Here is a 23435-nt window from a genome sequence, read left to right as displayed (position 1 = left end):
CATCAGGTGGAGATCACGGGGAGAAGCCTGGAATTTCCGGTCCGGAGCCCCGGATTTCGGTCCTGGACGAACGGGGAAGAGAATGTGCGCATGACATTTCAGCCGCCCTTGCCGGACGATCGCCCGGACAACCGCCCCGACGACCATCCCGTCGTCCGGGAGGTGGATCTGGGCACGGCCCGGCTGCTGCCCGACGTGGACCGGCAGGGCGGCTGGCTGCTCACCATGGACGGCACGCCGCAGTCCTACGTCGACCTGACGGACCCGCAGTATCTGGAGTTCGAATACGTGCAGCGGCTGGCCCACGTGGCGGACCTCTGCGCGGACGAGGGCGCGCCCCTCGACGTCGTGCACCTGGGCGGCGGCGCGCTCACCCTGCCCCGCTACCTCGCCGCGACGCGTCCCGGCTCGCGGCAGCAGGTCGCCGAGCTCGACGCCGGGCTGATCGCGCTGGTCCGCGAGGCGCTGCCGTGGGGCGAGGGGCCGGAGCCCGCCGTCCACGCCGCCGACGCCCGCGCCTTCCTGGCGGCCTGTCCGCCCGACAGCGCCGACCTGCTGATCGCCGACGTCTTCGGCGGGCACACCATCCCGGCGGCGCTGACCTCCCTCGAGTTCGCCGCGATGGTCGCCCGCGTGCTGCGCGCCGACGGCGTCTACGCGGCGAACCTGGCGGACGGCGCGCCACTGGACTTCCTGCGCGGCCAGATCGCGACCGTCGGCACCGTGCTGCCGGAGCTGGCCCTGATCGCCGAGCCGTCCGTGCTGCGCGGGCGGCGCTACGGGAACGTGGTGCTGGTGGCCTCCCGCCGCCCGCTCCCGGTGGCCGGGCTGACCCGGCGCGCCGCCGGCGACCCCTTCCCGGCGCGGGTCGTCGCGGGGGAGGAGGCCGCCGCGCTGGCGGCGCGGGTGCGCCCGGTCACCGACGCGACGGCGGTGCCGTCCCCGCCCCCGCCGAACGGGGCCTTCTCGGTCTGAGCGGTCGTGCGCCGCGTGACCGGCAAGGGCTGAGGATGGCGACTGTTACGGCGACTGATACGGCGTCAGTCGACCACGCGGGCGAGGGCGAAGCCGTCCCAGCCCTTGGCGCCGACGGTCTGGATCGCCGTGCCGAGGAGCCGCGGCTCGCTCTCGATCAGCTCCAGCGTCGCCCGGGTGCCCTGGATGGCCTCGTCACCGTTCGGGTCGAGCACGCCGCCGTTGCGGATCACGTTGTCGACCACGATCAGCGCGCCGGGGCGGCACAGCCGCAGGGCCCAGCGGACGTAGTTCGGGTTGTTCTGCTTGTCCGCGTCGATGAAGGCCAGGTCGAACGGCTCGCGGCCTTCGAGCTCCAGCTGCGGCAGGGTGTCCAGCGCCTTGCCGACCCGGATCTCGACCCGGTCCGCCAGGCCCGCCGCGTCGATGTTGGCGGCGGCCACCTCGGCGTGGTGGGGGTCGTACTCCAGGGTGACCACCCGGCCGCCCTCGGCCAGTCCGCGGGCCAGGTTGATGGTGGAGAAGCCGCCGAGCGTGCCGATCTCCAGAACGCGGCGGGCGCCCTGGAGCTCCGCCAGTAGCCGCAGCAGCCGTCCGGCCGGGGCGGAGACCTCGATGTGGGGGAGTCCGGCGGCGGCGCTCGCCTTGAGCGCGTTGTCGAGTGCGGGGTCGAGCAGGTCGAGCGTCGAGGTGAGGTAGGCGTCGACAGCAGTCCAGTTCTCATGGGTGCTCATGACGCCAAAGTAACCGCAGAAGGCCTTGTCCGAGGGCATTTCCCGGCTGGTTAGCATGGCTCCATGCGCCTCATCGGAGATCTTGACCCGACCCGTCCGCTTCTTGTCATCGCTGTCGCGGAGGAAGCGGCCCACCTCTCCACCGACCTTCCGGTGCTGTTGACCGGGATGGGCAAGGTGAACGCGGCCATGGCGGTGGCTGCGGTGCTGGCCCGCGGCCCGCGTCCGACGTCTGTGGTCAACCTGGGCACGGCCGGGGCGCTGAAGCCGGGCCTGGCCGGGACGCACGAGGTGAGCGCGGTGCTCCAGCACGACCTCGACTCCGAAGTGCTTGCGGGCCTGACCGGGGTCAACTTCGGGCTGCCCATCGGCCTCAGCGGCCGGGGGCCGGTCCTCGCCACCGGAGACCTCTTCGTCGCGGACGAGGACGCGCGCATGCGGCTGGCCGAGCGGGCGGACCTGGTCGACATGGAGGGTTACGCCGTCGCCTCGGCGGTACGTCAGGCCGGGCTGCCGGTGCGGCTGGTGAAGCACGTCAGCGACGAGGCGGGCGAGGGCGCGGCGCAGAGCTGGAAGGAAGCCGTCGACGGCTGCGCGCAGGAGCTGGCCCGCTGGGTGGGCGAGAACCTCGGCTGAGTTGCTGAGTTGCTGAACAGGGGAACAGCGCACCTGAGCCCGCGGCCTGCGGTCGGCAGGCGGCGGGCTCAGTGCTGCGGGGACTTCCGTGGGTGCTGTCTCGGCGCTCTCACGCGGCGGTGATCCGGAAGACCGGGAATCCGGGGGCGATGCGCTCGATGTCCTCCTGCGGGGAGTCGGCCTTGACGTCGCCGAAGAAGTAGCCGACCTCCCAGGCCCAGCGCCGCAGGTACTCGCGGAGGATGGCCGGCTTCTCCTCGTCCGGGACCTCGGCCGCGGTGAAGGCCTCGGCCTTCTTGCCCAGGCGCAGCTCGCCGCCGCCGACGGCGCGCATGTTGCGGACCCACTGGGTGTGGCCGCGCGGCGCGACGAGGTAGCGCTCGCCGTCCAGGGTGAGCAGGTTGACGGGGGTGGTGCGCCACTCGCCGCTCTTCCGGCCGCGGACGGCCAGGATGCGGGAGTCGAGGACGCTGATGCCCGCCTGGGTCAGCCAGATCATGAGCTGGCGGGTGATCCGGTCGATGGTGACCATGACCGGGCCCTGCGGGGTGATCAGTCGGGTGGATGCGCTCTGGCTCATCTTGCCTGCTCCTTCGGCCCTGGCACAGCTGATGTCCTTTGCGAGAGCACTGCTCTCGCGTTATGTCTCGACTATTGCGCGATCGGTGCGCTCTGTCAAGAGCAGTGCTCTCGAAACAGTCTGTTGCATGCATCTAGGTTCGCTGCTCTTGTCTGTGGCATCCTGTTCGACATGCCGACAGTGATCCGTACCGCTCGAGAGAGAGCCCGCGAGGAGCTGACCCGCGAGATCAAGCAGGAGGCCCGACGTCAGCTCGCGGAGGAGGGTGCGCAGCGCCTGTCCCTGCGCGCCGTCGCCCGTGAGCTGGGCATGGCCTCGTCCGCGCTGTACCGGTACTTCCCGAGCCGCGACGAACTGCTCACCGCGCTGATCGTGGACGCCTACAACGCGCTCGGCGAACGCGCCGAGCACGCGGTCGCGACGGCTCCGGCGAACGACGACCGGGCCCGCTGGCGCGCGCTCTGCCACAGCGTCCGCGCCTGGGCCGTGGCGCACCCGCACGAGTACGCGCTGCTCTACGGCACCCCGGTCCCCGGCTATGCGGCCCCGGCCGACACGGTGGCCCCGGCGTCGCGGGTCTCGCTGGCCATAATCTCGGTGCTGCGCGGAGCCGCGGACCGCATCGAACCGGCGGCCGCCGCCCGCCCGCTGGAGGGCGTCTTCGCCGAGCAGGTCGCGGCACTGGGGGCGGAGGTCGCGCCGGAGCTCACCCCGGTCGTGGTCAGCCGGGCGCTGGTGGCCTGGACCCAGCTCTTCGGCATGATCGGCTTCGAGCTCTTTGGCCATCTGGTCGGGACGGTTGAGCCCGCGGACGGCTTCTTCGCCCACACCGTCGACACGATGGCCGACTTCCTCGGGCTTCCTGACGGTTCGTAGGGTGCCAACCGGTCCGAACCTACAGCAGTGCTGGTTCGTGACGGCCAGTCAGCGTCGGTCAGCATGTCAGTGCCGGTCGGCGTCGGTCAGCCGGGACCGTGTTCCCGCTGGACGCGAGGCATGGGACGCGCGGCGGTCATCCCCAGCAGCAGGCCGCCGCCGACCACCACCCAGGCCACGCTCAGCACCGAGGCGACGGAGGCCTGCACGCCCAGCGCGGCCATCGCCCCGGCGGCACTGAGCACCGCCGCCGTGGGTCGCGGGGAACGCGCCAGCGTCCACAGCGTCCAGCCGAAGGCCGCGCCCAGCAACAGTAGTCCGGGCAGGCCCTGTTCGGCCGCGGTCTGCAGCGCGGACGAGGAGGCGCCGGTCGGTTCCGTCGACTCCAGCGCCGTCGGGCTGACGTCGGTGAACCGGCCGGGACCCACGCCGCGCAACGGCTGCTGGTCGAACTCCTCTACCGCGTCCCGCCACAGCGCGAGGCGCTGCGCCGAGACCTGCGTCACCGGCCCGTCGGCGAGTGGCGACGGGCCGGTGACGGTGGCTCCGCTGTGCTGTGCCAGCAGCACGGTCGCGCCCAGCGTCAGCAGGACGCAGAGGGAGAGCAGCGCCAGGGCCGGGACACGTCGGCGCACGCGGTGCACCGCGACCGCGACCACGAGCGTGCCGCCGCAGGCGATCGGTCCCAGCATCGAGTCCGTGGTCAGCGACTCGGCCACCAGCAGCGCCGCCAACGCGCCGCAGCCGCGCGCGGCCCAGCGCAGGCCGTGCGCCTGGGCCGCGTAGCCGGCGCAGCAGGCCGCGCCGACGGCCAGGGCGAGCAGCGCGGCCAGGGCGTCGTCGTTGTGCAGGTGCGCACCCGTCCAGGGGGCGAGCGCGGCGGCCGAGCCGGCAGCGACGAGTGGCGCCCCGACCGGCAGCACCGCGCCCGCGATCCGGCCGGTCGCGTAACCGGCAGCGATCGCCAGCAGACCCAGCAGGGTCCCCTCCGGCTGCGCGTCCCGCCCGCTGGAGCTGTAGACGGCCCAGCACGCACAGGCGGCCAGCAGCAGCACCCCGGCCACGTCGCACGCGGTCCCGCCGCGAGGGCCCGGGGCGCCCCGCCTTGCTCCGCCCGCGACCTCCCCGTCGGCGCTCCACGCCGCAGATCCGCTGCCGGGCACGCCGGTGTGCGCCATCGGCGTCCCCCCTCGCACGACTGTGTGCTGCCCGGCGGCTCCACGGTAGCCCCGCGATTGGCCGAATGTGCCCTCGCTGCACGGAGTTGTTCGAACGTTCGGCCGCCGGTGAGATCCCGGGCCGAGCGGGCGCCACGATCTAGGCTGGCGCCATGCCAGTACCTGAGTTCGTACGCGAGCTACGCGCGCACATCGGCCATGGTCCGCTCTGGATGACCGGCGTCACCGCCGTGATCCTCGACGGGGAGGGCCGGGTGCTGCTCACCCACCGCTCGGACAACCGACGTTGGGCGCTGGTCGCGGGGATCGTCGAACCGGGGGAGGAGCCCGCGGACGCCGCGGTGCGGGAGGCGTGGGAGGAGGTCGGCCTGCGGGTCCTGCCGGAGCGGCTGGCCGGCGTCGGCGTCGATCCGCCCGCGGTCTATCCGAACGGCGACCAGGTGCAGTACCTGAACCTCACCTTCCGCTGCCGGGTGCTCAGCGGCGAGGCGCGGGTCAACGACGACGAGTCGCTCGCTGTCCGCTGGTTCGCGGTGGACGAGCTGCCCGCCGAGGTCGGAGCGCACCAGCGTCAGCACCTGGCCTGGGCGCTCGAGGACGAGGAGCGCACCCGGTTTTCGCTGAAAGCGAGCACCCATGGCGCGGCGGACGATCACGACGCAGGGTCGGGGGCATGAGACTTCTGATCCTCGGCGGTACCGAGTTCGTCGGCCGTGCCGTCACCGACGACGCGCTGGCCCGTGGTTGGGAGGTGACGGTCTTCCACCGCGGGACGCACCGGCCGCCGGACGGCGCCCGGGAGCTGCGCGGCGACCGGCTCGCGCCGGGTGGTCTGGCCGCGCTGGAGGAGCTGGCGGACGGCGAGCGCTGGGACGCGGTCGTCGACACCTGGTCGGCCGCGCCCGTCGCGGTCCGCGACGCGGTGCAGGTGCTGGCGGAGCGAGCCGACCGCTACGCCTACGTCTCCAGCGGCTCCGTCTACACCTACCCGAATCCGGCGGGCAGTGACGAGAGTTGGCCGCTCGTCGACGTCTCGCCGGACGCGGCGGTGGCGCCCTACCCGGAGGCGAAGCGCGGCGGCGAGCTGGCCGTCCTGGACGCGTTCGGCGAGCGGGCGCTGCTGGGCCGGGCCGGACTGATCCTCGGCCCGCGCGAGAACGTCGGCCGACTCACCTGGTGGCTGGACCGGATCGCGCGCGGCGGCACCGTCCTCGCGCCTGGTCCGCGTGACCTCCCGCTCCAGTACATCGACGCGCGGGACCTGGCGGCTTTCCTGCTCGACGGGTTGGCCGCGGGTCTGGGCGGCGCGTACAACCTGATCGCCCCGCCCGGCTTCACCACCATGGGTGAGCTGCTGGAGAGCTGTCGCCGCGTCACCGGTTCGGAGGCGCGGCTGCGCTGGACCGACCCGGAGACGATCCTGGCCGCAGGTATCGAGGGCTGGACCGAGCTGCCGATCTGGATCGAGCCCGGCGAGGACCACGCGACCATGCACGGCACCGACGTCCGTAAGGCGCTCGCCGCCGGGCTGCGGCTGCGCCCGGTCGCCGAGACGGTCGCCGACACCTGGGCCTGGCTGCAGTCGGTCGGCGGGTCGGCCCCGAAGCGGCCGGGGAGCTCGGCGGTCGGCCTCGATCCGGCCCATGAGGCGACGTTCCTGGCCGGACTCGACGGTGACGCCGCGTCAGCCCCTGGTACGGCGTGAGCGCCCGAGGAGGTCTGAGGTCAGATCGGAGGGCGGTGGTGGTCGTTGGTCTTGCGGACCCGGTAGGCGTCCTCGGCCGCCTCGACCACCGCCGCCAGGTCGCCGCCGGCCGCCGCCGTCGCGACGGCGGGAACCGCACCCTCGACCAACGGCGCGTCGCAGAACCGGATCGGGAACGGTAGTGCGAGCTCCTCCGCCCGCTCCAGCAGGACGACCAACTCGTGCGCAGTCTCCTCCAGATCGCAGAGCAGCGCCACGCCCACGCCCTCGTCGACCTGTCGCGTGGCCGCGACCACGGCCTCGGCGTCGCGGCCGACCGCTGCGACCGGTGCCGGCGCGGTGCCGGTCAGCAGTCCGACCGCGAGGTTCAGCGTTGCCTGGGCCAGCGCGCGGCTGTGCGAGACCAGCACGAGCCCGACCCGGTCGTACTCGGCGGGCGGAAGCATCCGGAGGGGAGCCCGCGCGTCCGCGTCCGCGTCGTCCCGGGCGGCCGGGTGCAGGGGCAGGACATCGGCGTTCGCCCTGTCGGGCGGCTGATCCGGCCCGGCGCTCACGTTCACGCTCCACCTCCGGCGATCAGCGTAGGACGCGGGGGCGGGTTCTGCCGGGATGACACAGGTGGCGGGGCTCCGGTGCTACAGCTGGTGCAGTGTCCAGCCGCGTCCGGAGAGGTCGAGTGGACGGGTGGCCTCGGCGAAGAGCTCGGCGGCGCGGCGGTAGGACAGGCGTCCGCGGCCGGTCAGCGGGCAGCGGTCCTCCGTCGGCGTGGCGGCCGGGGCGCGCCGTTGGGTCAGGAAGACCGGCCCGGAGGTGCGGCTGATCAGCAGCAGGGAGAGCAGGCGACCGGTCGCCTCGCCCCAGTGCAGCTGCGGCAGGCCACCTCGGTGGGCGCGGACGTGGGCGCGGACGTGCGTGCGGCGGTGGGGGCGGTCCAGGTCGCCGATGTCGAGCGCCAGGACGTGCTCGGCGCTGCCGCCGCTGTCGTGGAGCAGGTGCCAGAGCGCCTGGTCGCGCAGAGTGGCGCGGAGGCCCAGCACGGCGTTGAGTTGACCATCCGTCAGTGTCGGTCTCGGCTCGGCCTTCGGGGCGGCAGGCGCGACGGCCGCGCCGTGCGGTTCCGGCAAAGGCCCGGCGTCGAGCCAGCCCTGGGCGCGCCACCACGTCACTGCGCTGCGCAGGGTGGACAGTTCACGCTGCCGCGTCCGCGGGTTCCGTGCCGCGAGGGCGGCTTCCACGCGCGCGGCCTGCCCCGGATCGTCCAGCGCGGAGAGCAGCACGACCGGAGGTCGTGCGCCGCGCCGGTCCGCGCCACTGGGTGGGGCCTCACCCACCAGCGTCCACGCCCAGCGCGTCAACGCGATCCGGTAGACGCGGCGGGACGACTCCGTCAGCGGCGCGCTCGCGAGGTAGCGCTCGACGGCGACGGCGAACTCGACCGGCTGGGCAGCCATCGTCCCCTCTTCCGTCTCTTTCGTCACGGGTATTCGCTGCCGCAGTAAATACAGGTATTTACTGCGGCATATCATGCTTCGGGAAAGAATAGGCGAGATTTCTCGGGAAAAACAGGGAAAGGCCTTGAGTGGGCCCGCCGTGGTGTCGCATTCTCGACGTCATGGCACTTGGCATCGGCGGCCGTCAGGGCCGGCGTCTGCGTTCGTCCGGCCCTGACGGCGACTCGCTCGGCCGCGATTTCCGGAATTACCTGTACGCACAGGTGGCCTCGCAGACCGGAACCCAGATGGCGTCACTCGCCATTTCCTTCGCCGTGCTCGCCGCAGGGGGCGGCGGCAGCGGGCTCGGGCTGGTGATGGGCGCGCGGATCCTCCCGCGCACTGCGCTCGTAGCGGCGCTGCCCGCCGTGCGGGGGGGCCGACGTTGCTCCAGCAGATGGTTCCACTCTCGGGGCGCGGGGAACTGCGCGAGTAACCACCCTGTGCGGTGGGTCGCTGAACGAGCAGTGTCATCCGCACCGGGTGGTACTCGCGCAGTTCCCCGCGCGCCTAGGTAGTGCAGCTGGTCGTCGCAGCCCTCAACTCTGCCAGCAACTCAGGACCGGACCAGGTGCGGGCCTGCCCCGCAGGGGCGCCCTCGGCCTCGTGGACCAGGGCCGCCAGGCGCGCGTTCGCCGGTGCGGTCAGCCCGTGCTGATCGGCCAGCGCGACGACCTCGCCCTGCAGGGAGTCGACCTCGGTCGGTCGGCCGCGCTGCAGGTCCTCCCACATCGAGGAGCGCGCCTTCTCGTCGATGGCCAGCATCTTGGCGGCGGCCCGGGTGAACAGGGCGTCCGGCAGCCGCAGCAGAACCGGCGTCAGCGATGGCCGCACCGCGCCCAGTTGGGCCGGACGGATCCCGGCCGCACGAAAGGCGGCCAGCGCCTCGGTCTGGGCCAGGGCCAGACACGCGCGGTAGGCGCGCTCGCTGAGCTCCGCGCGCAGCGGGATGCCGGAGAGCGCGTTGACTGCGTTGTTGAGATTCATCAGCAGCTTGGCGTACTGCACCTCGCGCATGTCGGCACGCGGCTGGACGTGCAGCCCGGCCAGCGTCAGGGCGCCGACCAGCGGACTGCCTGCCGGTGTGTCGTCCAACATCAGCGCGCCGCCGGTGCCCTGGTGGAAGCTGCCGGGTTCGGTCTGGAGGATGTTGTAGGGGACCATCCCGGTCAGTACCGTCTGCTCCGGCAGCTCCTCGCGCAGCACGTCGGCGTTGCGCAGGCCGTTCTGGAAGCTGACCACGACCGTGCCCCGGGTTGGATGCGCAGCCAGGTGCGGTGCCAACTGCCGTGCGGCCTCGCGGGTTCCGTCGGACTTGACGGTCATCAGCACCACGTCCGCCCCGGCGGCGGCGCTCGCGTCGGTCGCCGTGCGGAACGCGTCGGCGGCGACCCGGCGCGGCGGGCGGCGGGAGCTGGTCAGGGTGAGCCCGCGTTCGGCGAGGAGCGCCATGGCCGCCGGGCGGCCGATTAGGGTCACCTCGACGCCGTCCACGGTGCTGAGGCTCCCGCCCAGGTGGCAGCCGATGCTGCCCGCGCCCATGACCGCGACGCGCAGCGGGCCGTCGACCACGCCGCCGGTCGCGCCGCGCGCCGTGTGGCCCGTGCCCGTCGTCCCGTCTGTCATGGTCTCCTTCTCCGTCTCTTCGAACCTCGTGTTGTCGGACCGGGTGCCCTCGGATCGTCCCGGCTGCGTCGCGTCGTCCGTCATGACCGGACCGCCTCCGCTGCCGCGCGGCCCGCCGCCCGTCCGGAGAAGAGGCAGCCGCCCAGGAAGGTGCCTTCCAGCGCGCGGTACCCGTGCATCCCGCCGCCGCCGAAGCCCGCGACCTCACCCGCCGCGTACAGGCCGGGGATCGGCGCGCCGTCCACGCCCAGCACCCGGCTCTCCAGATCGGTCTGCAGGCCGCCGAGCGTCTTGCGCGTCAGCACGTGCAGCTTGACCGCGATCAGCGGTCCGGCCTTGGGGTCGAGCAGGCGGTGCGGGCGGGCGACGCGGATCAGCCGGTCGCCCCGGTAGGCGCGGGCCGAGCGGAGCGCCGCGATCTGCAGGTCCTTGGTGAAGGCGTTGTCGATCTCCCGGTCCCGGGCCACGACCTGACGCTGGATCGCCTCGAAGGAGAGCAGCGGCTCGTCGGTCAGCCGGTTCATGCCCTGGACCAGGTCGGCGAGGTTGTCCGCCACGACGAAGTCGGCGCCCTGCCGCTTGAACGCCTCGACCGGCGCGGGCGCGCCGCCGCCGAGCCGGGCGGCCAGCACCTGGCGCAGGTCCTTGCTGGTCAGGTCGGGGTTCTGCTCGGACCCCGAGAGCGCGAACTCCTTCTCGATGATCTTCTGGGTCAGCACGAACCACGAGTGGTCGTGCCCGGTCGTGCGCAGGTGCGCCAGTGTGCCGAGGGTGTCGAAGCCGGGGAAGAGCGGCACCGGAAGCCGGCTGCCGGTCGCGTCCAGCCAGAGCGAGGAGGGACCGGGCAGGATCCGGATGCCGTGGCCCGGCCAGATCGGGGCGTAGTTGGTGATGCCCTCGACGTAGTGCCACATCCGGTCGCGGTTGACCAGTCGTGCGCCCGCCGCCTCGCTGATCGCGAGCATCCGTCCGTCGACGTACGCGGGCACGCCCGTCAGCATGTGCGCGGGCGGAGTGCCCAGCCGTTCGGGCCAGTTGGCGCGGACCAGGTCGTGGTTGGCGCCGATGCCGCCGGAGGTGACGATCACCGACTCGGCCCGGTACTCGAACTCGCCGACCGCGTCGCGGTTGGACGCCTCGCCGCGCGCCGTCGCGCTGGGCGCGAGGACCGTGCCGCGCACCCCCTCGACGCCGCTCGCGCCGGTCAGCAGCTCGTCGACCTGGTGCCGGAAGGCGAAGGTCACCAGCCCGCTCGCGGCGGCGTCCTGGACACGTCGGACGAAGGGTTCGACGACTCCGGGCCCGGTGCCCCAGGTGATGTGGAAACGCGGCACGGAGTTGCCGTGGCCGAGCGCGTCGTAGCCGCCGCGTTCCGCCCAGCCGACGACCGGGAACATCTTCACGCCGCGCTCGCGCAGCCAGGCGCGCTTCTCCCCGGCGGCGAACTCGACGTAGGCGCGGGCCCAGCGGCGCGCCCAGGAGTCCTCGTCCTCGCGGTCGAAACCGGCCGTGCCCTGCCAGTCCTGCCAGGCCAGTTCGAGGGAGTCGCGGACGCCCATCCGGCGCTGCTCGGGGGAGTCGACCAGGAAGAGTCCGCCGAAGGACCAGAACGCCTGACCGCCCAGGTTGGCCTGGTTCTCCTGGTCGACCAGCAGTACCCGGCGCCCCGCGGCGACCAGCTCGCAGGTGGCCGTCAGCCCGGCCAGTCCGGCCCCGACGACGATGACGTCCGCGTCCACGGTGGTGCTCCTCGCTGCTGCGCTGTTCCTGCGGCGGAGATCCGTCTGTTGGCCTGCACCCTACCGGCGAGTCGGCTGCCGCGACTCTTCCGAGTTTGTGGAACACGTTCTAGTCTGCGCCGTGCAGCGAACGTGCCGTGAGCCGTGACCGCAGAGGGAGAGTGTCGTGCACCTGGACCACACGCCGGAGCAGCAGCGGCTCCGCGCCGAACTGCGTGCCTACTTCGCCGACCTGATGCCGCCCGAGGCGCACGGCCGACTCAACGACCCCCGGCAGCAGAAGAGGTTCTACCGGGACACCAACCGCCGCCTCGGCGCCGACGGCTGGCTCGGCGTGGGCTGGCCGGTCGAGTACGGCGGGCGCGGGCTGAGCGCGTTCGAGCAGTTCATCTTCTTCGACGAGGCCGCGCAGGCGGGCGTCCCGCTGCCGATCATGGCGCTGAACACGGTCGGTCCGTCGATCATGAAGTTCGGCACCGAGCAGCAGAAGTCCTTCTTCCTGCCGAAGATCCTGGCCGGTGAGATCGACATCGCCATCGGCTACTCCGAACCGGACGCGGGCACCGACCTGGCCGCGCTGAAGACCCGCGCGGTCCGCGAGGGCGACGAGTACGTCGTCAACGGGCAGAAGATCTGGACCACCAACGGCGACACCGCCGACTGGGTCTGGCTGGCCACCCGCACCGACCCGGACGCCCCGCCGCACAAGGGCATCACCATGCTGATGGTCGACACCACCGACCCGGGCTACACCACCACCGTCATCCGTACGCTGGCCGGGCACGACACCACGGCCAGCTACTACCAGGACATCCGCGTCCCGGTCTCGATGCGCGTCGGCGAGGAGAACGCCGGCTGGCGGCTGATCACCAACCAGCTCAACCACGAGCGGGTGACCCTGGCCGCCCACGCCACCATGGCCAACCGCGCCCTTGCCGAGGTCCAGCAGTGGGCCCGCGAGACCGAACTCGCGGGCGGCAAGCGGGTCATCGACCTACCCTGGGTCCGCCAGCGCCTCTCCCGCACCCACAGCCGCCTCGACGCGGTCAAGCTGCTCAACTGGCAGATGGTGGACGCCGTCCACCGCAACGTGCTGACCCCGCAGGACGCCTCGGCCGTCAAGGTCTACGGCAGCGAGGCCCGCCGCGACGCCTACGCCTGGCTGCTGGAGATCGTCGGCGCGGCGGGCCCGCTCAAGGAGGGCTCGGCGGGCGAGGTCCTGCGCAGCAACCTGGAACGCGGCTACCGCAGCGCGGTCATCTTCACCTTCGGCGGCGGCAACAACGAGATCCAGCGCGAGATCATCAGCTGGATCGGCCTCGGCATGCCGCGCGTGCGGCGCTGAACTCGTGTGACTCGGCACCGTATTTGTCGCCTAATGAGGATAGTTGAGACCTGGTCACATGGACGGACTGAGCCCCACCGATGGCCTCCTGAGCCACTGGTGGGGCTCAGTCCTCTTCCTCGCCCACAACAGGCGGCAGGACGATCGCCCACACGATTTTCCCGATGCCACCCGTGCGTGGGCAGCAGCCCCACCGCGCGGCCAGGCACTCGACCAGCCACAACCCCCGCCCACTCTCGTCGCCCTCCGCCGCCTGCTGGACCACCGGTCGCCCCCTTCCCGGGTCATGGACCTCGATCCGCAGCTCCTCGGCGCCCAGCTCGAAGCGCACCCAGATCAGTCGCCCCGGCAGGCGGGCATGGGCCACCGCGTTCGTGACCAGCTCACTCACCACAAGCTCGCCTGCCGCAGAGAACCGCTCGTCGCCGGCGCCGGACAGGAACTCTCGCAGCGCCTGACGCGCCCGCCCCGGCGATCTCCTGGTGCACGGCAGCCAGTAACTACCCGATGTCACTCGGGCATCCGCAGTCTCCGGCATCCACTCATCCGGCTGGACATCAACACTTCGGGTCCGCACGGCCCACCCCTCAACTACGCTGGGTTGCTGGCTGAAATCACTCGGTTCGACGGTACGGACCAGGTGGAACCGCAGGCAGTGACCGCCCGTACCAGTAGCAGCAGCTCCCGAACCCCCAAGGGACGCAGCCATGGCAACAGACCCGCGCGAAACCCTGACCCCCAGTCAGGGTTACCCCTCGCCCCGCCGCGGTGGGCTGGTCTCCGGCTACGTTCTGCGCCTGATTCGCGAACACCTGGCCCTGAGTCGTGAGGATCTCGCCGAGCAGTTCCGTGTCTCCTCGGACACCCTCGCCGGCTGGGAGACCGGACGCCGACCACTCACGGCCATCCCGGTCGGCCAGATGCTGCTGCACCGCCACCGCCTCCTGCACCTCGGCGCACCACCCCAACTCCTTGCGGCCCTGGACCGAGCCCTGGAGGCTGATGTCCTCTTCGCCAGCGTCATGGACCCCGACACCGATCCCGCCAGTAGCCCGCTGGGGGCCTGGGTCATGCAACGCGACCTGATGGACCTCCTCGCCTGGCCCCTGACCGGCCGCGCCCCTCAACCCCTGAACGCTGCCACCGCCCAGCGTCCCCGGCGCGGCCCGGTGCCCGCAGGGCCAGAACTCACCCACGACGAACGCCGGTACTTCTTCGCACAGATGCGCCGCACCGCCGAACACGCGCAGGCACCCGGGCAGTTCCTGCTCCGCCGTCAGGCCCTGTACCTGTGTGGGTACGACCGCGCCCCCGATGCCACTGCTTGGCTCGATCATCAGCAGGACCAGCGTGTGCAGAGCTGGTTGCACAGCTGGCTCACCTCCCGCTCCCTGGCCTCCGTCGCCGCCCGCCACGGCGACCGTGACCGGATGGGGCACTTCATCGAACACACCCTGGTCAACGACGAGACCGGTGAGGCCGCGAACCTCAACTACTGGGCCTACTGGGTCGGCGAGACTCGCACCCTTCAGCTCACTGACGACTTCATCGCCGAGCCCGTCGCGGGCACCTGGGCTGGACACCAGCTCCTCTGCCACCTGACGGAGCGACTGACCCCTGGCTACGGCTACCTCGACCTCTACATCCACACCCTCTGGGCGCTGATCGCCGCCCGACCCGGCCTCCTCGGTGACCCGGCCAGCAGCACCGCGCTGCTACGCGAGCGCCTGGAGATCCTGTTGGATGGAGCCCAGGTCTCGGCGCGGTCCCGCCGGGAACTCGATGCGATCCGATATGCGGTCCGCCTGGCAGCCGGCTGACCGCCCCAGGGAAGGCAGCACATGGCCGACGACGATCTGACCGCGGTGGCTCACTTCCTCTTCGAGGCCGGCACCCTCAAGCAGGCCCGCCGCACCGGCTGGTGGATGGCCGGAGTCCGCGACCCCGAAAGCGTCGCCGAACACTCGTGGCGCACTTCCCTCATCGCCTCCGTCATCGCCCAACTTGAAGGCGCCGACCCCGCCAAAGCGGCCCTCCTTGCGGTCTGGCACGACTCCCAGGAATCACGCACCGGAGACGTCAACTACCTCGGCCGTAAGTACTCCGGCCAAGCCGACCCCCGCGCCGTCACCGCCGACCAGACCCTCGGCATGCCCGAACCCCTGGCCAACGCCATCTGCTCCGTCGTCGCCGAGTACGAAGACAAGGAATCACCTGAAGCGTCGTGCGCCCGCGACGCCGACAAGCTCGAATGCCTCCTCCAGGGCATCGAGTACCGCGCTCAGGGCCACGCCAACGCCCAACGCTGGATCGACAACAGTCGCGCCCGCCTCACCACCAAAACCGGTATCGCCCTCGCCGACGCCCTACTCGCCACCGACTCCCTCGACTGGCTCCGCACCGCCCTCGGCGAGACCCCCACCAACCAGTAAGCCGCAGCCGTCAGCCCGGGTTGCCGTCAACGTTGCGGTCAGAAACTGCTGGGGCCCCCTGCCCTGTGGCAGGAGGCCCCGTTGCTCAGGTGGTGCCGGTGGTGCCGATGGTGCGGGTGACGCCGGTGCTTCGGGTCAGGAGGCGTTGAGTGCCGTGTCGTCGACCACGAAGCTGGTCTGCGCCCCGGACTTCTCCACGCCGGTGAACTTCAGGGTGACGGTCTGCCCGGCGTAGCTGGTGAGGTTGAACGAGTACTGGTTGTACCCGCTGCTCGCGTTCAGGTTGGAGTAGGTCCCCAGCGTGCTGAGCACGGTGCCGGAGCTGTTGAGGGCCTGGACCTTGAGTGTGTCGACGGCGGTGGTGCTGGTCTTGCCGGTGTCGACGTGCAGCCAGAAGGAGAAGGCGGCACTGCAGCCGGACGGGACGGCAACCGTCTGGGCGAGGGTGTCTGTGTGGGCGGCGCCGTAACCGTCCAGCCACGCGTCCCAGTTGCCGGAGTGGGCGGGCTCGGAGACGGTGTCGTTGTTCAGCACGCCCGCCGTCATGGTCCACGGCGTGGCTGCGCCGGTCTCGAAGCCGGGGTTGCCCAGCTTCTGGCCCGGGTTGGCGCAGCCGCCGCCACCGGTGGTGGAGCTGACGGTCCAGCTGAAGGAGGTGGTGCCGGATGCGCCGGTGCTGTCGGTGGCGGTGACCGTGACGTTGAAGGTACCGGCGGTGGTCGGGGTGCCGGAGATCAGACCCGAGGATGAGATCGACAGACCCGCCGGAAGCCCGGTCGCGCTGTAACTCAGGCTCGCACCACCCGAGTCGGAGCCGCTGATCTGCAGCGACGCGGCGGTGCCGACCGTCGACGTCTGGCTGCCCGGGTTCGTCACCGAGACCGTGTTGCCGGTCGACGAGCCGCTCTGGAAGGCGGCGGTGCCGTTCGGGGTACCCCAGCCGGTCGGGCCGTCGTAGCCGGCCTCGGCGGTGCACAGGTACGCCGGGGAGCAGCTGGCCGTGGAGCCGGTGGTGACGTCGTTGAGCGAAGAGGTGTGCTGGTACGGGTACTTCGCCGGGTAGTCGCTCGCCCCCGGGTTGCCGGCGAGGGCGTAGACGGAGGCGATGATCGGGGAGGCGACGGAGGTGCCGCCGTAGACGTTCCACCCGCCGTTGTTGTTGTAGGTGTCGTAGACGGCGACGCCGGTGGCTGGGTCGGCGACCGCGGACACGTCGGCGACGGTGCGCTTGGAGCAGCCTGTGTCGGTCTGCCAGCTGGGCTTGGGGTCGTCGGCCGAGCAGCCGGACCCGGCGCCCTCGGTCGAGGAGGTGGACCAGACGGACTCGGTCCAGCCGCGCGAGTTGGAGGCGGTGGACAGCGAGGTGCCGCCGACGGCGGTGACGTACTGCGAGGCGGCCGGGTACTCGACGCCGTAGCCGCTGTCACCGGAGGAGACGGTCACCGCGACACCGGGGTGGTCGTAGTACTCGGTGTCGTAGGTCGAGTCGGTGGAGGACTCGCTGCCGCCGTAGCTGTTGGAGACGAACTTCGCCCCGGCGTTGACGGCCGCGTTCACCGCCGCACCGAGGTCGTCGTTGCTGTCGGAGTTGGCCTCGACCAGGTCGATGTGGCAGTTGGGGCAGATCGCCGAGACCATGTCGATGTCGAGGGCCTCCTCACCCGTCCAGTCGTCGCTGGACGGGGCGGGTGAGGGCAGCGGGCTGGCCTGCCCGTTCTGGTTGAGCTTGGTGAAGCAGCCGCTGTCGCAGGCGGGCAGCCCGTACTGGCTGCGGTAGATGTCCAGGTCGCTCTGCGCGCTCGGGTAGTCGAAGGCGTCGATCAGCGCGACGGTCTCTCCGCTGCCCTTGGACGCGGCCGCCGAGGCGAGGTTGTAGGCCGACCGCAGGTCGGTGGGGCCGTAGCCGGACACCGTCGCCAGCGGCGAGGCGTTCGCGTGTGAGGCCTGCGGATGGACGTCGGTGCGCTTGAGCGCCAGGCAACTCGAGTAGCCCACGGGCTCCTGCGGGCACTGGCGGTGGATCGTGACGGAGCTGCTCGCGGACGCGGCAGGCGCGGCGGTCGCCGCCTGCGCGGGCGTGATCGCCGCGAGGCCGAAGAAGCCGACGGTGACGGCGGTGACGGACGCGGCCACGGTGCGGCCGAGCGCGCTGGTACGGCGCGCGATTCTGGGGGTACGCAGGGGACGCAACCCACCCTCCCTGAGGGACGAGGGGAAGGCACGCAGAACTGACGCAACGTCAGAACACAGTGCCATTCCGGATCAGGAAACGCAGTGCATGTGCTGACGACACGTCGGGGCACCTGGCGAGACGGTTCGATCGCCAGTTGACACCCTGCATCGTGGTGGTCTTGCTGCTACGTGAGAGTAGGGCTGACGCGTACACACTGAACAGAGGATCGGGCGGAAAACTTCTGGAAACCCTCTGAACTGATGGATGCCTGAGAAGAAACTGAGAAGTTCCTGGTAAGGGCCTTGGGATTTCCGGGTGTTGGACCTCAGTCGGGATGCCGGAGGATCAGCACGCGAGCGGGGTCGAACACGCTGCGCGGGCCCGTCACCGGGCCGATGTCGATGTGCGCGATCAGGAAGCGGCGGACGTCGTCACGCCGCGAGGCGGACAACCGGCGCCAGTTCCGGCGTGCGTGACGGCCCGTCAACTCCGGGTCGACGGCGTCCGGAACGCGCACCGCCACCATGCGGTTCTCCTCGCGGATCCGGGCCGCGAGTGCCGCGTGCTCGCGGCTCGTGTGGGACTGGGGCGACGGCAGTTCGGCGAGCCTGGCCTGGTCGTGGTCGCGGCCCTCCGCGGTCTTCGGATCGAGTACCGCGACGGGCGGCGTCCCTCCGGACAGTCGCGTGTTCTCCAGGACGAACAGGACGCGCTCGTCGACCAGTTCCTCCAGCCGGGTCGCGCTGACGTAGCGGTGGCAGGGTTCGCTCTCGCTGGTGCTGCGGCCGATGCACCCGTACATGGGGTAGCCGTTCTTGGTCTCCCCGACCATCCGCCGACCGCAGCGACCGCAGCGCACCAGGCCGGTCAGGCGGTAGTGCCGCTCCGGGCGGCGTTCGGCGCGGGTGGCGAACTGCGCGTGGCGGCGCAGCTCCTGGGCTGCCTCCCACTGGGAGAGGCTGACGCACGGCTCCCAGTGTCCCGGCACGTATGCGCCGCCTTCGTCGCGAAGCGCCTCGCCCTGCTGGACCTGGAGCGCGGCGTACCGGGGGGCGTCGATGATCCGCGCGACCTTGGTGGATGTCCACCGTCCCCCGGCGGCGGTGGATATGCGTGCGGTGGTGAGCTCGCGGGCGATCCAGGACAGTGAACGGTCCGTCAGGTACCAGTGGTAGATCCGGGCGACGACGGCCGCCTCGTCCGGGACGAGCTCGTATCCGGCCTGCGTGTAGCCGAAGGCCCGGCGTCCGCCGCCGTGCGGCCGTCCCTCGGCGGCGGCCTGGGACTGTGCGGTCCGGGTCGTTCCGGAGGCGCCCTCCCGGCGGCGGCACTGTTCCTGCGTCCGTTCCCGGAGTGCGCTGCGGGCGCCGGGCGCGTTGAGGTCCGCCGGCTGCTCGGGGTCCAGCAGGGTCAGTCCGCGCCGCTCGGCGAGGGTCAACAGTGCGGCCAGGTCCCAGGGGCGGAACCGTTCGAGCTCGTCGATCCCGGCAAGCACGACGTGTGTCACCGGGCCGGCCGCCAGGTCCCGGAGCAGTGCGTCCCAGCCGGGGCGTCGGCCGGTGCGCGTCCAGCTCGTCGCCAGAGGGTCGATGAAGACGCGCCAGGGTGCGACGTGGACGCCATGACGGTCCGCCAACTCACGGCACCGAGCCTCGCGCTGGTCCACGCCCGCCTGTCGGGGCGAACGCCGGTGCGCCACGCGGCAGTACACCGCGGCCTCCCCGGCCTGGGCGGAGCCGCCGCCTCCCATGTCCCCCCCAGAGTCGTGCGAAAGATTCCGAGACCTGTGGACGTCTACTCGGTGCGTCCACGGTGGAACCGATCGTTCCTCTGAGTTTCTTCTGAGTCAACGCCATCGTTGCATTTCACAGCTTCTCCCGATGTGGCAGGCGCGCTTCGCAAGTGGGGAGTGTGGGTTACGAAATGGTCACACCGGCACAGGAAAAGCCGGAATAAATGCGGCTAGAACGGACATAGTGCCACGGCCTCGCGCATGGGGAGGGTGGGGTGCGGGTAGCGATTGCCCGGGCGGCAACTAAGGTAAGCCTTGCCTACTGGGTCGGTGCGAGGGTGTGCCCCGGCCCGAGCGGCAGCCTGGACCGCGCCCACTGGCGGCCCAGGTGCTTCTTCCCATGTCGGAGGTTGTGCGGTGTTCGTCGGTGTTCGGTCCATGAAGCGGTCGGTGTTCACGACTGCCGTCACGTCCCTCGCGGGCCTCTGCGTGCTCTCCCTGAGCGCCTGCGGCAGCTCGGGCGCGTCCTCGGTGTCCTCCTCGGCCTCCGGCGGCTCCCTGGCAGGGCAGACGATCACCGTCTACAGCGGGCAGCACGAGCAGACCATGGACGCCCTGGTGAAGGGCTTCACCGCGCACACCGGCGTCAAGGTGCAGCTGCGCTCCGGCGACGAGGCCGAGCTGGCACAGCAGTTGCTGGTCGAGGGCGCCGCCTCCCCGGCCGACGTCTTCGTCTCGGAGAACCCGCCCACGCTCACCACCCTGGAGGAGAAGGGCAGCCTGGCCAAGGTCGACGCCTCGACGCTCGGCGCCGTGCCCGCCGCGGACAGTTCGGCCAAGGGCGACTGGGTCGGCCTCTCCGCGCGCTCGGCGGTGTTCGTCTACAACACCGGCAAGTTGACCGCCGCCCAGGCCCCGACCTCGGTCACCGCCCTCGCCTCGGCGTTCTGGCAGGGCAAGCTCGGCATCGCACCGTCCGAGACCGACTTCACCCCGATCGTCACCCGCATGATCCAGATGAAGGGCCTGGCCGCCACCACGTCGTGGCTCAAGGCACTCAAGGCCAACGGGAAGGTCTACGACTCCAACGAGGACCTGGTCGCGGCCGTGAACCGGGGTGAGGTCGCGGGCGGCGTCATCGACCACTACTACTGGTACCGGCTCCGCGACGAGCAGGGCGCGTCCAGCATCCACAGCGCCCTGGCCTACTTCGCCCCCGGCGACCCCGGCTCGCTGGTCGACGTCTCCGGCGCGGGCGTGCTGGCGTCCAGTCACCACCAGGCGGCGGCCCAGGCCTTCCTCACCTACCTGGTGAGCAAGCCCGCCCAGCAGATCATCGCCACCTCCGAGAGCTACGAGTACCCGCTGCTCCCCGGCGTGACCGACACCCGCCTCGCCCGGACCCTGCAGCAGGCAGGCCCGGTCGACTCCGCCGCCCAACTCGGCGACGGCTCCCAGGCGATCCAGCTCATGCAGAGCCTGGGCCTGCTCTCGTGACGCTCACGTCCACCCCGTCACCCGCCGTCCGTCCGCCGCGTCCCCCGCGGCGGATCCGGACGGCGGGTTCCGGCGTTCTCGCCCTGGTGGCGATCGTGGTGACGCTCCTGGTCGCCAGCCCGCTGGTGTTCGTCGCGCTGGAGGCGTCCCAGTCGGGCTGGGGCACCGTCCAGCGCCTGCTCGGCCGCCCGCTGATCGCCACCCTCTTCTGGCACACCGCCGTGCTGACCGCGATCGTCACCGTCGGCGCCCTGGTGCTGGGCTTCGGCGCGGCCTGGCTGGTCGAACGCACCGACCTGCCGCTGCGGCGGACCTGGACGGTGCTGGTCGCGATGCCACTGGCGATCCCCGAGTTCGTCCACGGCTACTGCTGGGTCTCGCTCTTCCCGTCCGTCCAGGGACTCTGGGGCGCGGCGCTGGTGATGACCTCCTCGCTCTACCCGCTGGTCTTCCTGCCCGTCGCCGCCGTGCTGCGCCGCAGCGACGCCAGTGCGGAGGAGGTCGCCCGCAGCCTGGGCAAGGGCCGGCTGACCGTGCTCTGGCGGGTCACCCTGCCGCAGACCCGCCCGGCCCTGGCCGGCGGCGCGTTGCTGGTCGCGCTCTACCTGCTCGGCGAGTACGGCGCGTTCGCGATGCTGCGGTACGACACCTTCGCCACCGCCATCTACACCCAGTTCGAGACCGCCTTCGACACGGTCTCGGCCTCCGTCCTCTCGCTGATCCTGATCGCGCTCGCGCTGGTCGTGGTGCTGCTGCAGAACCGGATCGGACGGCAGCGCGGCCGGGTGGTCCGCGAGGGCAACGCGACCCGCCCCGCCACACCCGTCGCGCTGGCAGGCGCGAAGCCGCTGGCGTTGCTGGCGATGGCGGCCCTGGTCGGCGTCGCGGTCGGCGTGCCCGTCTACGCGCTCGGCTACTGGCTGGTCAAGGGCGGTTCCACCACGCTGCCCTCGGCCTCGATCTGGTCCCTCACCGCGACCACGCTCGGCTACGCGCTGGCCGCCGCGGCCATCGCCACCGTCGCCGCGGTCCCGGTCGCGCTCTACGCCTGGCGGCGCGACACCCGCCTGGCGCGGGCCGTCGAGCAGACCGCCTACCTCACCCGCGCGTTGCCCGGGATCGCGGTCGCGCTGGCGGTCGTCTTCTTCGCCATCCGCTACGCCCAGCCGTTCTACGAGCAGCCCCCGCTGCTGGTCGCCGGGTACGTGGCGCTCTTCTTCCCGCTCGCGCTGACGGCGGTCCGCTCCTCGCTGGCGCAGGTGCCGCACGGTGTCGAGGACGTGGCCCGCTCGCTCGGCACCGCGCCGCTGGCGGTCCTGGCCCGGGTGACGCTGCCGCTGATCCTGCCCGGCCTCGGCGCGGCCTTCGCCATGGTCGCGCTCACCGCCAGCACCGAACTGACGGCGACGCTGCTGCTGCGGCCCACCGGCACGGACACCCTGGCCACCCAGTTCTGGACCTACACCACCGGACTGGCCTGGGGCGCCGCCGCACCCTACGCGGCCGTGATGACCGCGCTCTCCGTACCCGCCGTGCTCCTGCTGACCCGCCGCACCCTCGGTGGGGCCCGAACCGCGAAAGAGGCTGCGCGATGAGCGGCTTGACCGTCACTGATCTGCACGCGCGGCACGGGCGGGCTGACGTGCTGACCGGCCTGGACCTCACCGTCGGCGACGGCGAACTGGCCGCCGTGCTCGGCCCGTCCGGTTGCGGCAAGAGCACCCTGCTGCGGATCGTGGCCGGCTTCCACGCCGCCGCGTCCGGGACCGTCGCGGTCGGTGGCCGGGTGCTGGACGACGGACGGGCCCGGGTCCGCGCCGAGCAGCGCCGGATCGGTTACGTCCCCCAGGACGGCGCGCTCTTCCCACATCTGACAGCGGCGGGCAACATCGGCTTCGGACTGCCGCGCGCCGAGCGCAAGGTCCGAGTGGCGGAACTGCTCGACCTGGTCGGGCTGGGCGGCCTCGGCGACCGGCACCCGCACCAGCTCTCCGGCGGCCAGCAGCAGCGCGTGGCACTCGCCCGCGCGCTCGCGCCCCGCCCCGACCTGCTGCTGCTCGACGAGCCCTTCTCCGCACTCGACGCCCAACTCCGCATCGAGCTGCGCGCGGAGGTCGCGGCGGCCCTGCGCAGCGCCGGGGCCACCGCCGTCCTGGTCACCCACGACGTCGACGAGGCACTGGCCTTCGCCGACATTGTCGCCGTCATGCGCGACGGTCGGATCACCCAGGCCGACGCCCCGGACACGCTCTTCCACCGCCCGGTCGACACCCACGTCGCCCGCGCCCTCGGCGAGGCCAACCTGCTCCCCGCCGTTTGCGCCGACGGCGAGGCGCGGACGGGTCTCGGCGCGCTGCCGCTGAGCGAGCCGCTGCTCATGACCGAGGCGCTGACCTCGTCCGGCAGCGGGACCGTGTTGCTTCGGCCGAGGCAGCTGCGCCTCGGGGACGAAGGCATGCGCGCCACGGTCACCGCCGTGCACTTCCGCGGCCACGACCACCGCGTCGAGCTCAGCTGCGCGGGGGAGGACGGGCGGCAGGAGCGGCTCGTCGCCTACACCGACACCACCCCTCCCGGGCCCGGCAGCTCCGTCGGCGTCACGGTCGTCGGTGCGGCGCACGCACTGAGCCCGGCTGGAGAGGCGGCTGCGGCCCCCGCACCTGAGACCGAGACGGTGCCCGAGCGCACCGTGGCGAAGGCGCACTGACGATCAGTCA

21 protein-coding genes are annotated in these 23435 nt (G+C 71.8%); 11 read left to right on the top strand and 10 right to left on the bottom strand.

Annotated features, from left to right (window positions below):
• The first annotated feature begins 90 nt into the window (after positions 1-90).
• Complete coding sequence (locus ABH940_RS15170; protein ID WP_370068121.1) at positions 91-975, top strand: spermidine synthase; 885 nt, start codon at positions 91-93, stop codon at positions 973-975.
• Positions 976-1040: 65 nt separating this feature from the next.
• Here the strand turns inward: ABH940_RS15170 and ABH940_RS15165 are convergent, their stop codons facing one another.
• The gene (locus tag ABH940_RS15165) at positions 1041-1709 is read right to left on the bottom strand and encodes an O-methyltransferase (RefSeq protein ID WP_370068119.1); all 669 of its coding nucleotides are present in this window, start codon (positions 1707-1709) and stop codon (positions 1041-1043) included.
• A gap of 63 nt (positions 1710-1772) precedes the next feature.
• Between ABH940_RS15165 and ABH940_RS15160 the strand changes: the two genes are divergently transcribed.
• Positions 1773-2345: a nucleosidase gene (locus ABH940_RS15160; RefSeq protein ID WP_370068117.1), complete on the top strand. Its 573-nt coding sequence runs from the start codon at positions 1773-1775 to the stop codon at positions 2343-2345.
• Between the two features lie 109 nt (positions 2346-2454).
• Here the strand turns inward: ABH940_RS15160 and ABH940_RS15155 are convergent, their stop codons facing one another.
• Positions 2455-2877, bottom strand: coding sequence for a nitroreductase family deazaflavin-dependent oxidoreductase (locus ABH940_RS15155; protein WP_370068333.1), 423 nt, complete (start codon positions 2875-2877; stop codon positions 2455-2457).
• Positions 2878-3096: 219 nt separating this feature from the next.
• Here ABH940_RS15155 and ABH940_RS15150 point away from each other — a divergent pair, with 219 nt between their 5' ends.
• On the top strand, positions 3097-3801 hold the full coding sequence (locus tag ABH940_RS15150) for a TetR/AcrR family transcriptional regulator (protein ID WP_370068115.1): 705 nt from the start codon (positions 3097-3099) through the stop codon (positions 3799-3801).
• 86 nt (positions 3802-3887) lie between these two features.
• On the opposite strand, the gene ABH940_RS15145 is transcribed toward ABH940_RS15150, so the two are convergent.
• Positions 3888-4979: an O-antigen ligase family protein gene (locus tag ABH940_RS15145; RefSeq protein ID WP_370105457.1), complete on the bottom strand. Its 1092-nt coding sequence runs from the start codon at positions 4977-4979 to the stop codon at positions 3888-3890.
• 152 nt (positions 4980-5131) lie between these two features.
• On the opposite strand from ABH940_RS15145, the gene ABH940_RS15140 reads away from it, so the two are divergent.
• Both ABH940_RS15140 and ABH940_RS15135 read left to right on the top strand, forming a co-directional pair.
• On the top strand, positions 5132-5656 hold the full coding sequence (locus ABH940_RS15140) for an NUDIX domain-containing protein (RefSeq protein WP_370068111.1): 525 nt from the start codon (positions 5132-5134) through the stop codon (positions 5654-5656).
• The gene (locus tag ABH940_RS15135; RefSeq protein ID WP_370105456.1) at positions 5653-6684 is read left to right on the top strand and encodes an NAD-dependent epimerase/dehydratase family protein; all 1032 of its coding nucleotides are present in this window, start codon (positions 5653-5655) and stop codon (positions 6682-6684) included. The genes ABH940_RS15140 and ABH940_RS15135 overlap by 4 nt, the downstream gene beginning before the upstream one ends.
• A 20-nt stretch (positions 6685-6704) precedes the next feature.
• Here ABH940_RS15135 and ABH940_RS15130 read toward each other — a convergent pair whose 3' ends face one another.
• The 4 genes from ABH940_RS15130 to ABH940_RS15115 form a co-directional block, all read right to left on the bottom strand.
• Positions 6705-7238: a PTS-dependent dihydroxyacetone kinase phosphotransferase subunit DhaM gene (locus tag ABH940_RS15130; protein WP_370105455.1), complete on the bottom strand. Its 534-nt coding sequence runs from the start codon at positions 7236-7238 to the stop codon at positions 6705-6707.
• Between the two features lie 81 nt (positions 7239-7319).
• Positions 7320-8135, bottom strand: coding sequence for a hypothetical protein (locus ABH940_RS15125; RefSeq protein ID WP_370105454.1), 816 nt, complete (start codon positions 8133-8135; stop codon positions 7320-7322).
• Between the two features lie 549 nt (positions 8136-8684).
• On the bottom strand, positions 8685-9800 hold the full coding sequence (locus ABH940_RS15120) for a 2-dehydropantoate 2-reductase (protein ID WP_370105453.1): 1116 nt from the start codon (positions 9798-9800) through the stop codon (positions 8685-8687).
• A gap of 80 nt (positions 9801-9880) precedes the next feature.
• The gene (locus ABH940_RS15115; RefSeq protein WP_370105452.1) at positions 9881-11539 is read right to left on the bottom strand and encodes an FAD-binding dehydrogenase; all 1659 of its coding nucleotides are present in this window, start codon (positions 11537-11539) and stop codon (positions 9881-9883) included.
• Between the two features lie 166 nt (positions 11540-11705).
• On the opposite strand from ABH940_RS15115, the gene ABH940_RS15110 reads away from it, so the two are divergent.
• Positions 11706-12884, top strand: a complete 1179-nt coding sequence (locus tag ABH940_RS15110; protein ID WP_370105451.1) for an acyl-CoA dehydrogenase family protein — start codon at positions 11706-11708, stop codon at positions 12882-12884.
• Between the two features lie 106 nt (positions 12885-12990).
• On the opposite strand, the gene ABH940_RS15105 is transcribed toward ABH940_RS15110, so the two are convergent.
• Positions 12991-13422, bottom strand: coding sequence for an ATP-binding protein (locus ABH940_RS15105; protein ID WP_370105450.1), 432 nt, complete (start codon positions 13420-13422; stop codon positions 12991-12993).
• Positions 13423-13591: 169 nt separating this feature from the next.
• Between ABH940_RS15105 and ABH940_RS15100 the strand changes: the two genes are divergently transcribed.
• Positions 13592-14704 carry a transcriptional regulator gene (locus ABH940_RS15100; RefSeq protein ID WP_370105449.1) on the top strand — a complete coding sequence of 371 codons (1113 nt, stop codon included), beginning with the start codon at positions 13592-13594 and terminating at the stop codon, positions 14702-14704.
• Positions 14705-14725: 21 nt separating this feature from the next.
• Positions 14726-15316 (top strand): HD family hydrolase, encoded by a 591-nt coding sequence (locus ABH940_RS15095; RefSeq protein ID WP_370068093.1) that lies wholly within the window; start codon positions 14726-14728, stop codon positions 15314-15316.
• A 135-nt stretch (positions 15317-15451) separates the two neighbouring features.
• Here the strand turns inward: ABH940_RS15095 and ABH940_RS15090 are convergent, their stop codons facing one another.
• Together ABH940_RS15090 and ABH940_RS15085 are read right to left on the bottom strand one after the other, a co-directional pair.
• A complete protein-coding gene (locus tag ABH940_RS15090; protein ID WP_370068331.1) occupies positions 15452-17497 on the bottom strand; it encodes a putative Ig domain-containing protein in 2046 nt (681 codons plus the stop codon).
• A gap of 317 nt (positions 17498-17814) precedes the next feature.
• Complete coding sequence (locus ABH940_RS15085) at positions 17815-19239, bottom strand: recombinase family protein (RefSeq protein ID WP_370068091.1); 1425 nt, start codon at positions 19237-19239, stop codon at positions 17815-17817.
• 432 nt (positions 19240-19671) lie between these two features.
• Here ABH940_RS15085 and ABH940_RS15080 point away from each other — a divergent pair, with 432 nt between their 5' ends.
• The 3 genes from ABH940_RS15080 to ABH940_RS15070 are packed head-to-tail and all read left to right on the top strand — an operon-like array spanning position 19672 to position 23425.
• On the top strand, positions 19672-20718 hold the full coding sequence (locus ABH940_RS15080) for an iron ABC transporter substrate-binding protein (RefSeq protein ID WP_370068089.1): 1047 nt from the start codon (positions 19672-19674) through the stop codon (positions 20716-20718).
• The gene (locus tag ABH940_RS15075; RefSeq protein WP_370105448.1) at positions 20715-22313 is read left to right on the top strand and encodes an ABC transporter permease; all 1599 of its coding nucleotides are present in this window, start codon (positions 20715-20717) and stop codon (positions 22311-22313) included. The genes ABH940_RS15080 and ABH940_RS15075 overlap by 4 nt, the downstream gene beginning before the upstream one ends.
• On the top strand, positions 22310-23425 hold the full coding sequence (locus ABH940_RS15070; RefSeq protein WP_370105447.1) for an ABC transporter ATP-binding protein: 1116 nt from the start codon (positions 22310-22312) through the stop codon (positions 23423-23425). Before ABH940_RS15075 ends, ABH940_RS15070 begins: the two co-directional genes overlap by 4 nt.
• Positions 23426-23435 lie beyond the last annotated feature (10 nt).

It is taken from the genome of Streptacidiphilus sp. BW17, from assembly GCF_041262485.1.
Taxonomy (GTDB): domain Bacteria; phylum Actinomycetota; class Actinomycetes; order Streptomycetales; family Streptomycetaceae; genus Streptacidiphilus.
This window is presented reverse-complemented; position numbering and strand designations above follow the sequence as displayed.

Excerpts from the sequence above, each read along its gene's own strand:
- ABH940_RS15170 (WP_370068121.1), top strand. The coding sequence starts at position 91 with ATGACATTTCAGCCGCCCTTGCCGGACGATCGCCCGGACAACCGCCCC.
- ABH940_RS15165 (WP_370068119.1), bottom strand. The coding sequence starts at position 1,709 with ATGAGCACCCATGAGAACTGGACTGCTGTCGACGCCTACCTCACCTCG.
- ABH940_RS15160 (WP_370068117.1), top strand. The coding sequence starts at position 1,773 with ATGCGCCTCATCGGAGATCTTGACCCGACCCGTCCGCTTCTTGTCATC.
- ABH940_RS15155 (WP_370068333.1), bottom strand. The coding sequence starts at position 2,877 with ATGGTCACCATCGACCGGATCACCCGCCAGCTCATGATCTGGCTGACC.
- ABH940_RS15150 (WP_370068115.1), top strand. The coding sequence starts at position 3,097 with ATGCCGACAGTGATCCGTACCGCTCGAGAGAGAGCCCGCGAGGAGCTG.
- ABH940_RS15145 (WP_370105457.1), bottom strand. The coding sequence starts at position 4,979 with ATGGCGCACACCGGCGTGCCCGGCAGCGGATCTGCGGCGTGGAGCGCC.
- ABH940_RS15140 (WP_370068111.1), top strand. The coding sequence starts at position 5,132 with ATGCCAGTACCTGAGTTCGTACGCGAGCTACGCGCGCACATCGGCCAT.
- ABH940_RS15135 (WP_370105456.1), top strand. The coding sequence starts at position 5,653 with ATGAGACTTCTGATCCTCGGCGGTACCGAGTTCGTCGGCCGTGCCGTC.
- ABH940_RS15125 (WP_370105454.1), bottom strand. The coding sequence starts at position 8,135 with ATGGCTGCCCAGCCGGTCGAGTTCGCCGTCGCCGTCGAGCGCTACCTC.
- ABH940_RS15120 (WP_370105453.1), bottom strand. The coding sequence starts at position 9,800 with ATGACAGACGGGACGACGGGCACGGGCCACACGGCGCGCGGCGCGACC.
- ABH940_RS15105 (WP_370105450.1), bottom strand. The coding sequence starts at position 13,422 with ATGCCGGAGACTGCGGATGCCCGAGTGACATCGGGTAGTTACTGGCTG.
- ABH940_RS15100 (WP_370105449.1), top strand. The coding sequence starts at position 13,592 with ATGGCAACAGACCCGCGCGAAACCCTGACCCCCAGTCAGGGTTACCCC.
- ABH940_RS15095 (WP_370068093.1), top strand. The coding sequence starts at position 14,726 with ATGGCCGACGACGATCTGACCGCGGTGGCTCACTTCCTCTTCGAGGCC.
- ABH940_RS15085 (WP_370068091.1), bottom strand. The coding sequence starts at position 19,239 with ATGGGAGGCGGCGGCTCCGCCCAGGCCGGGGAGGCCGCGGTGTACTGC.
- ABH940_RS15070 (WP_370105447.1), top strand. The coding sequence starts at position 22,310 with ATGAGCGGCTTGACCGTCACTGATCTGCACGCGCGGCACGGGCGGGCT.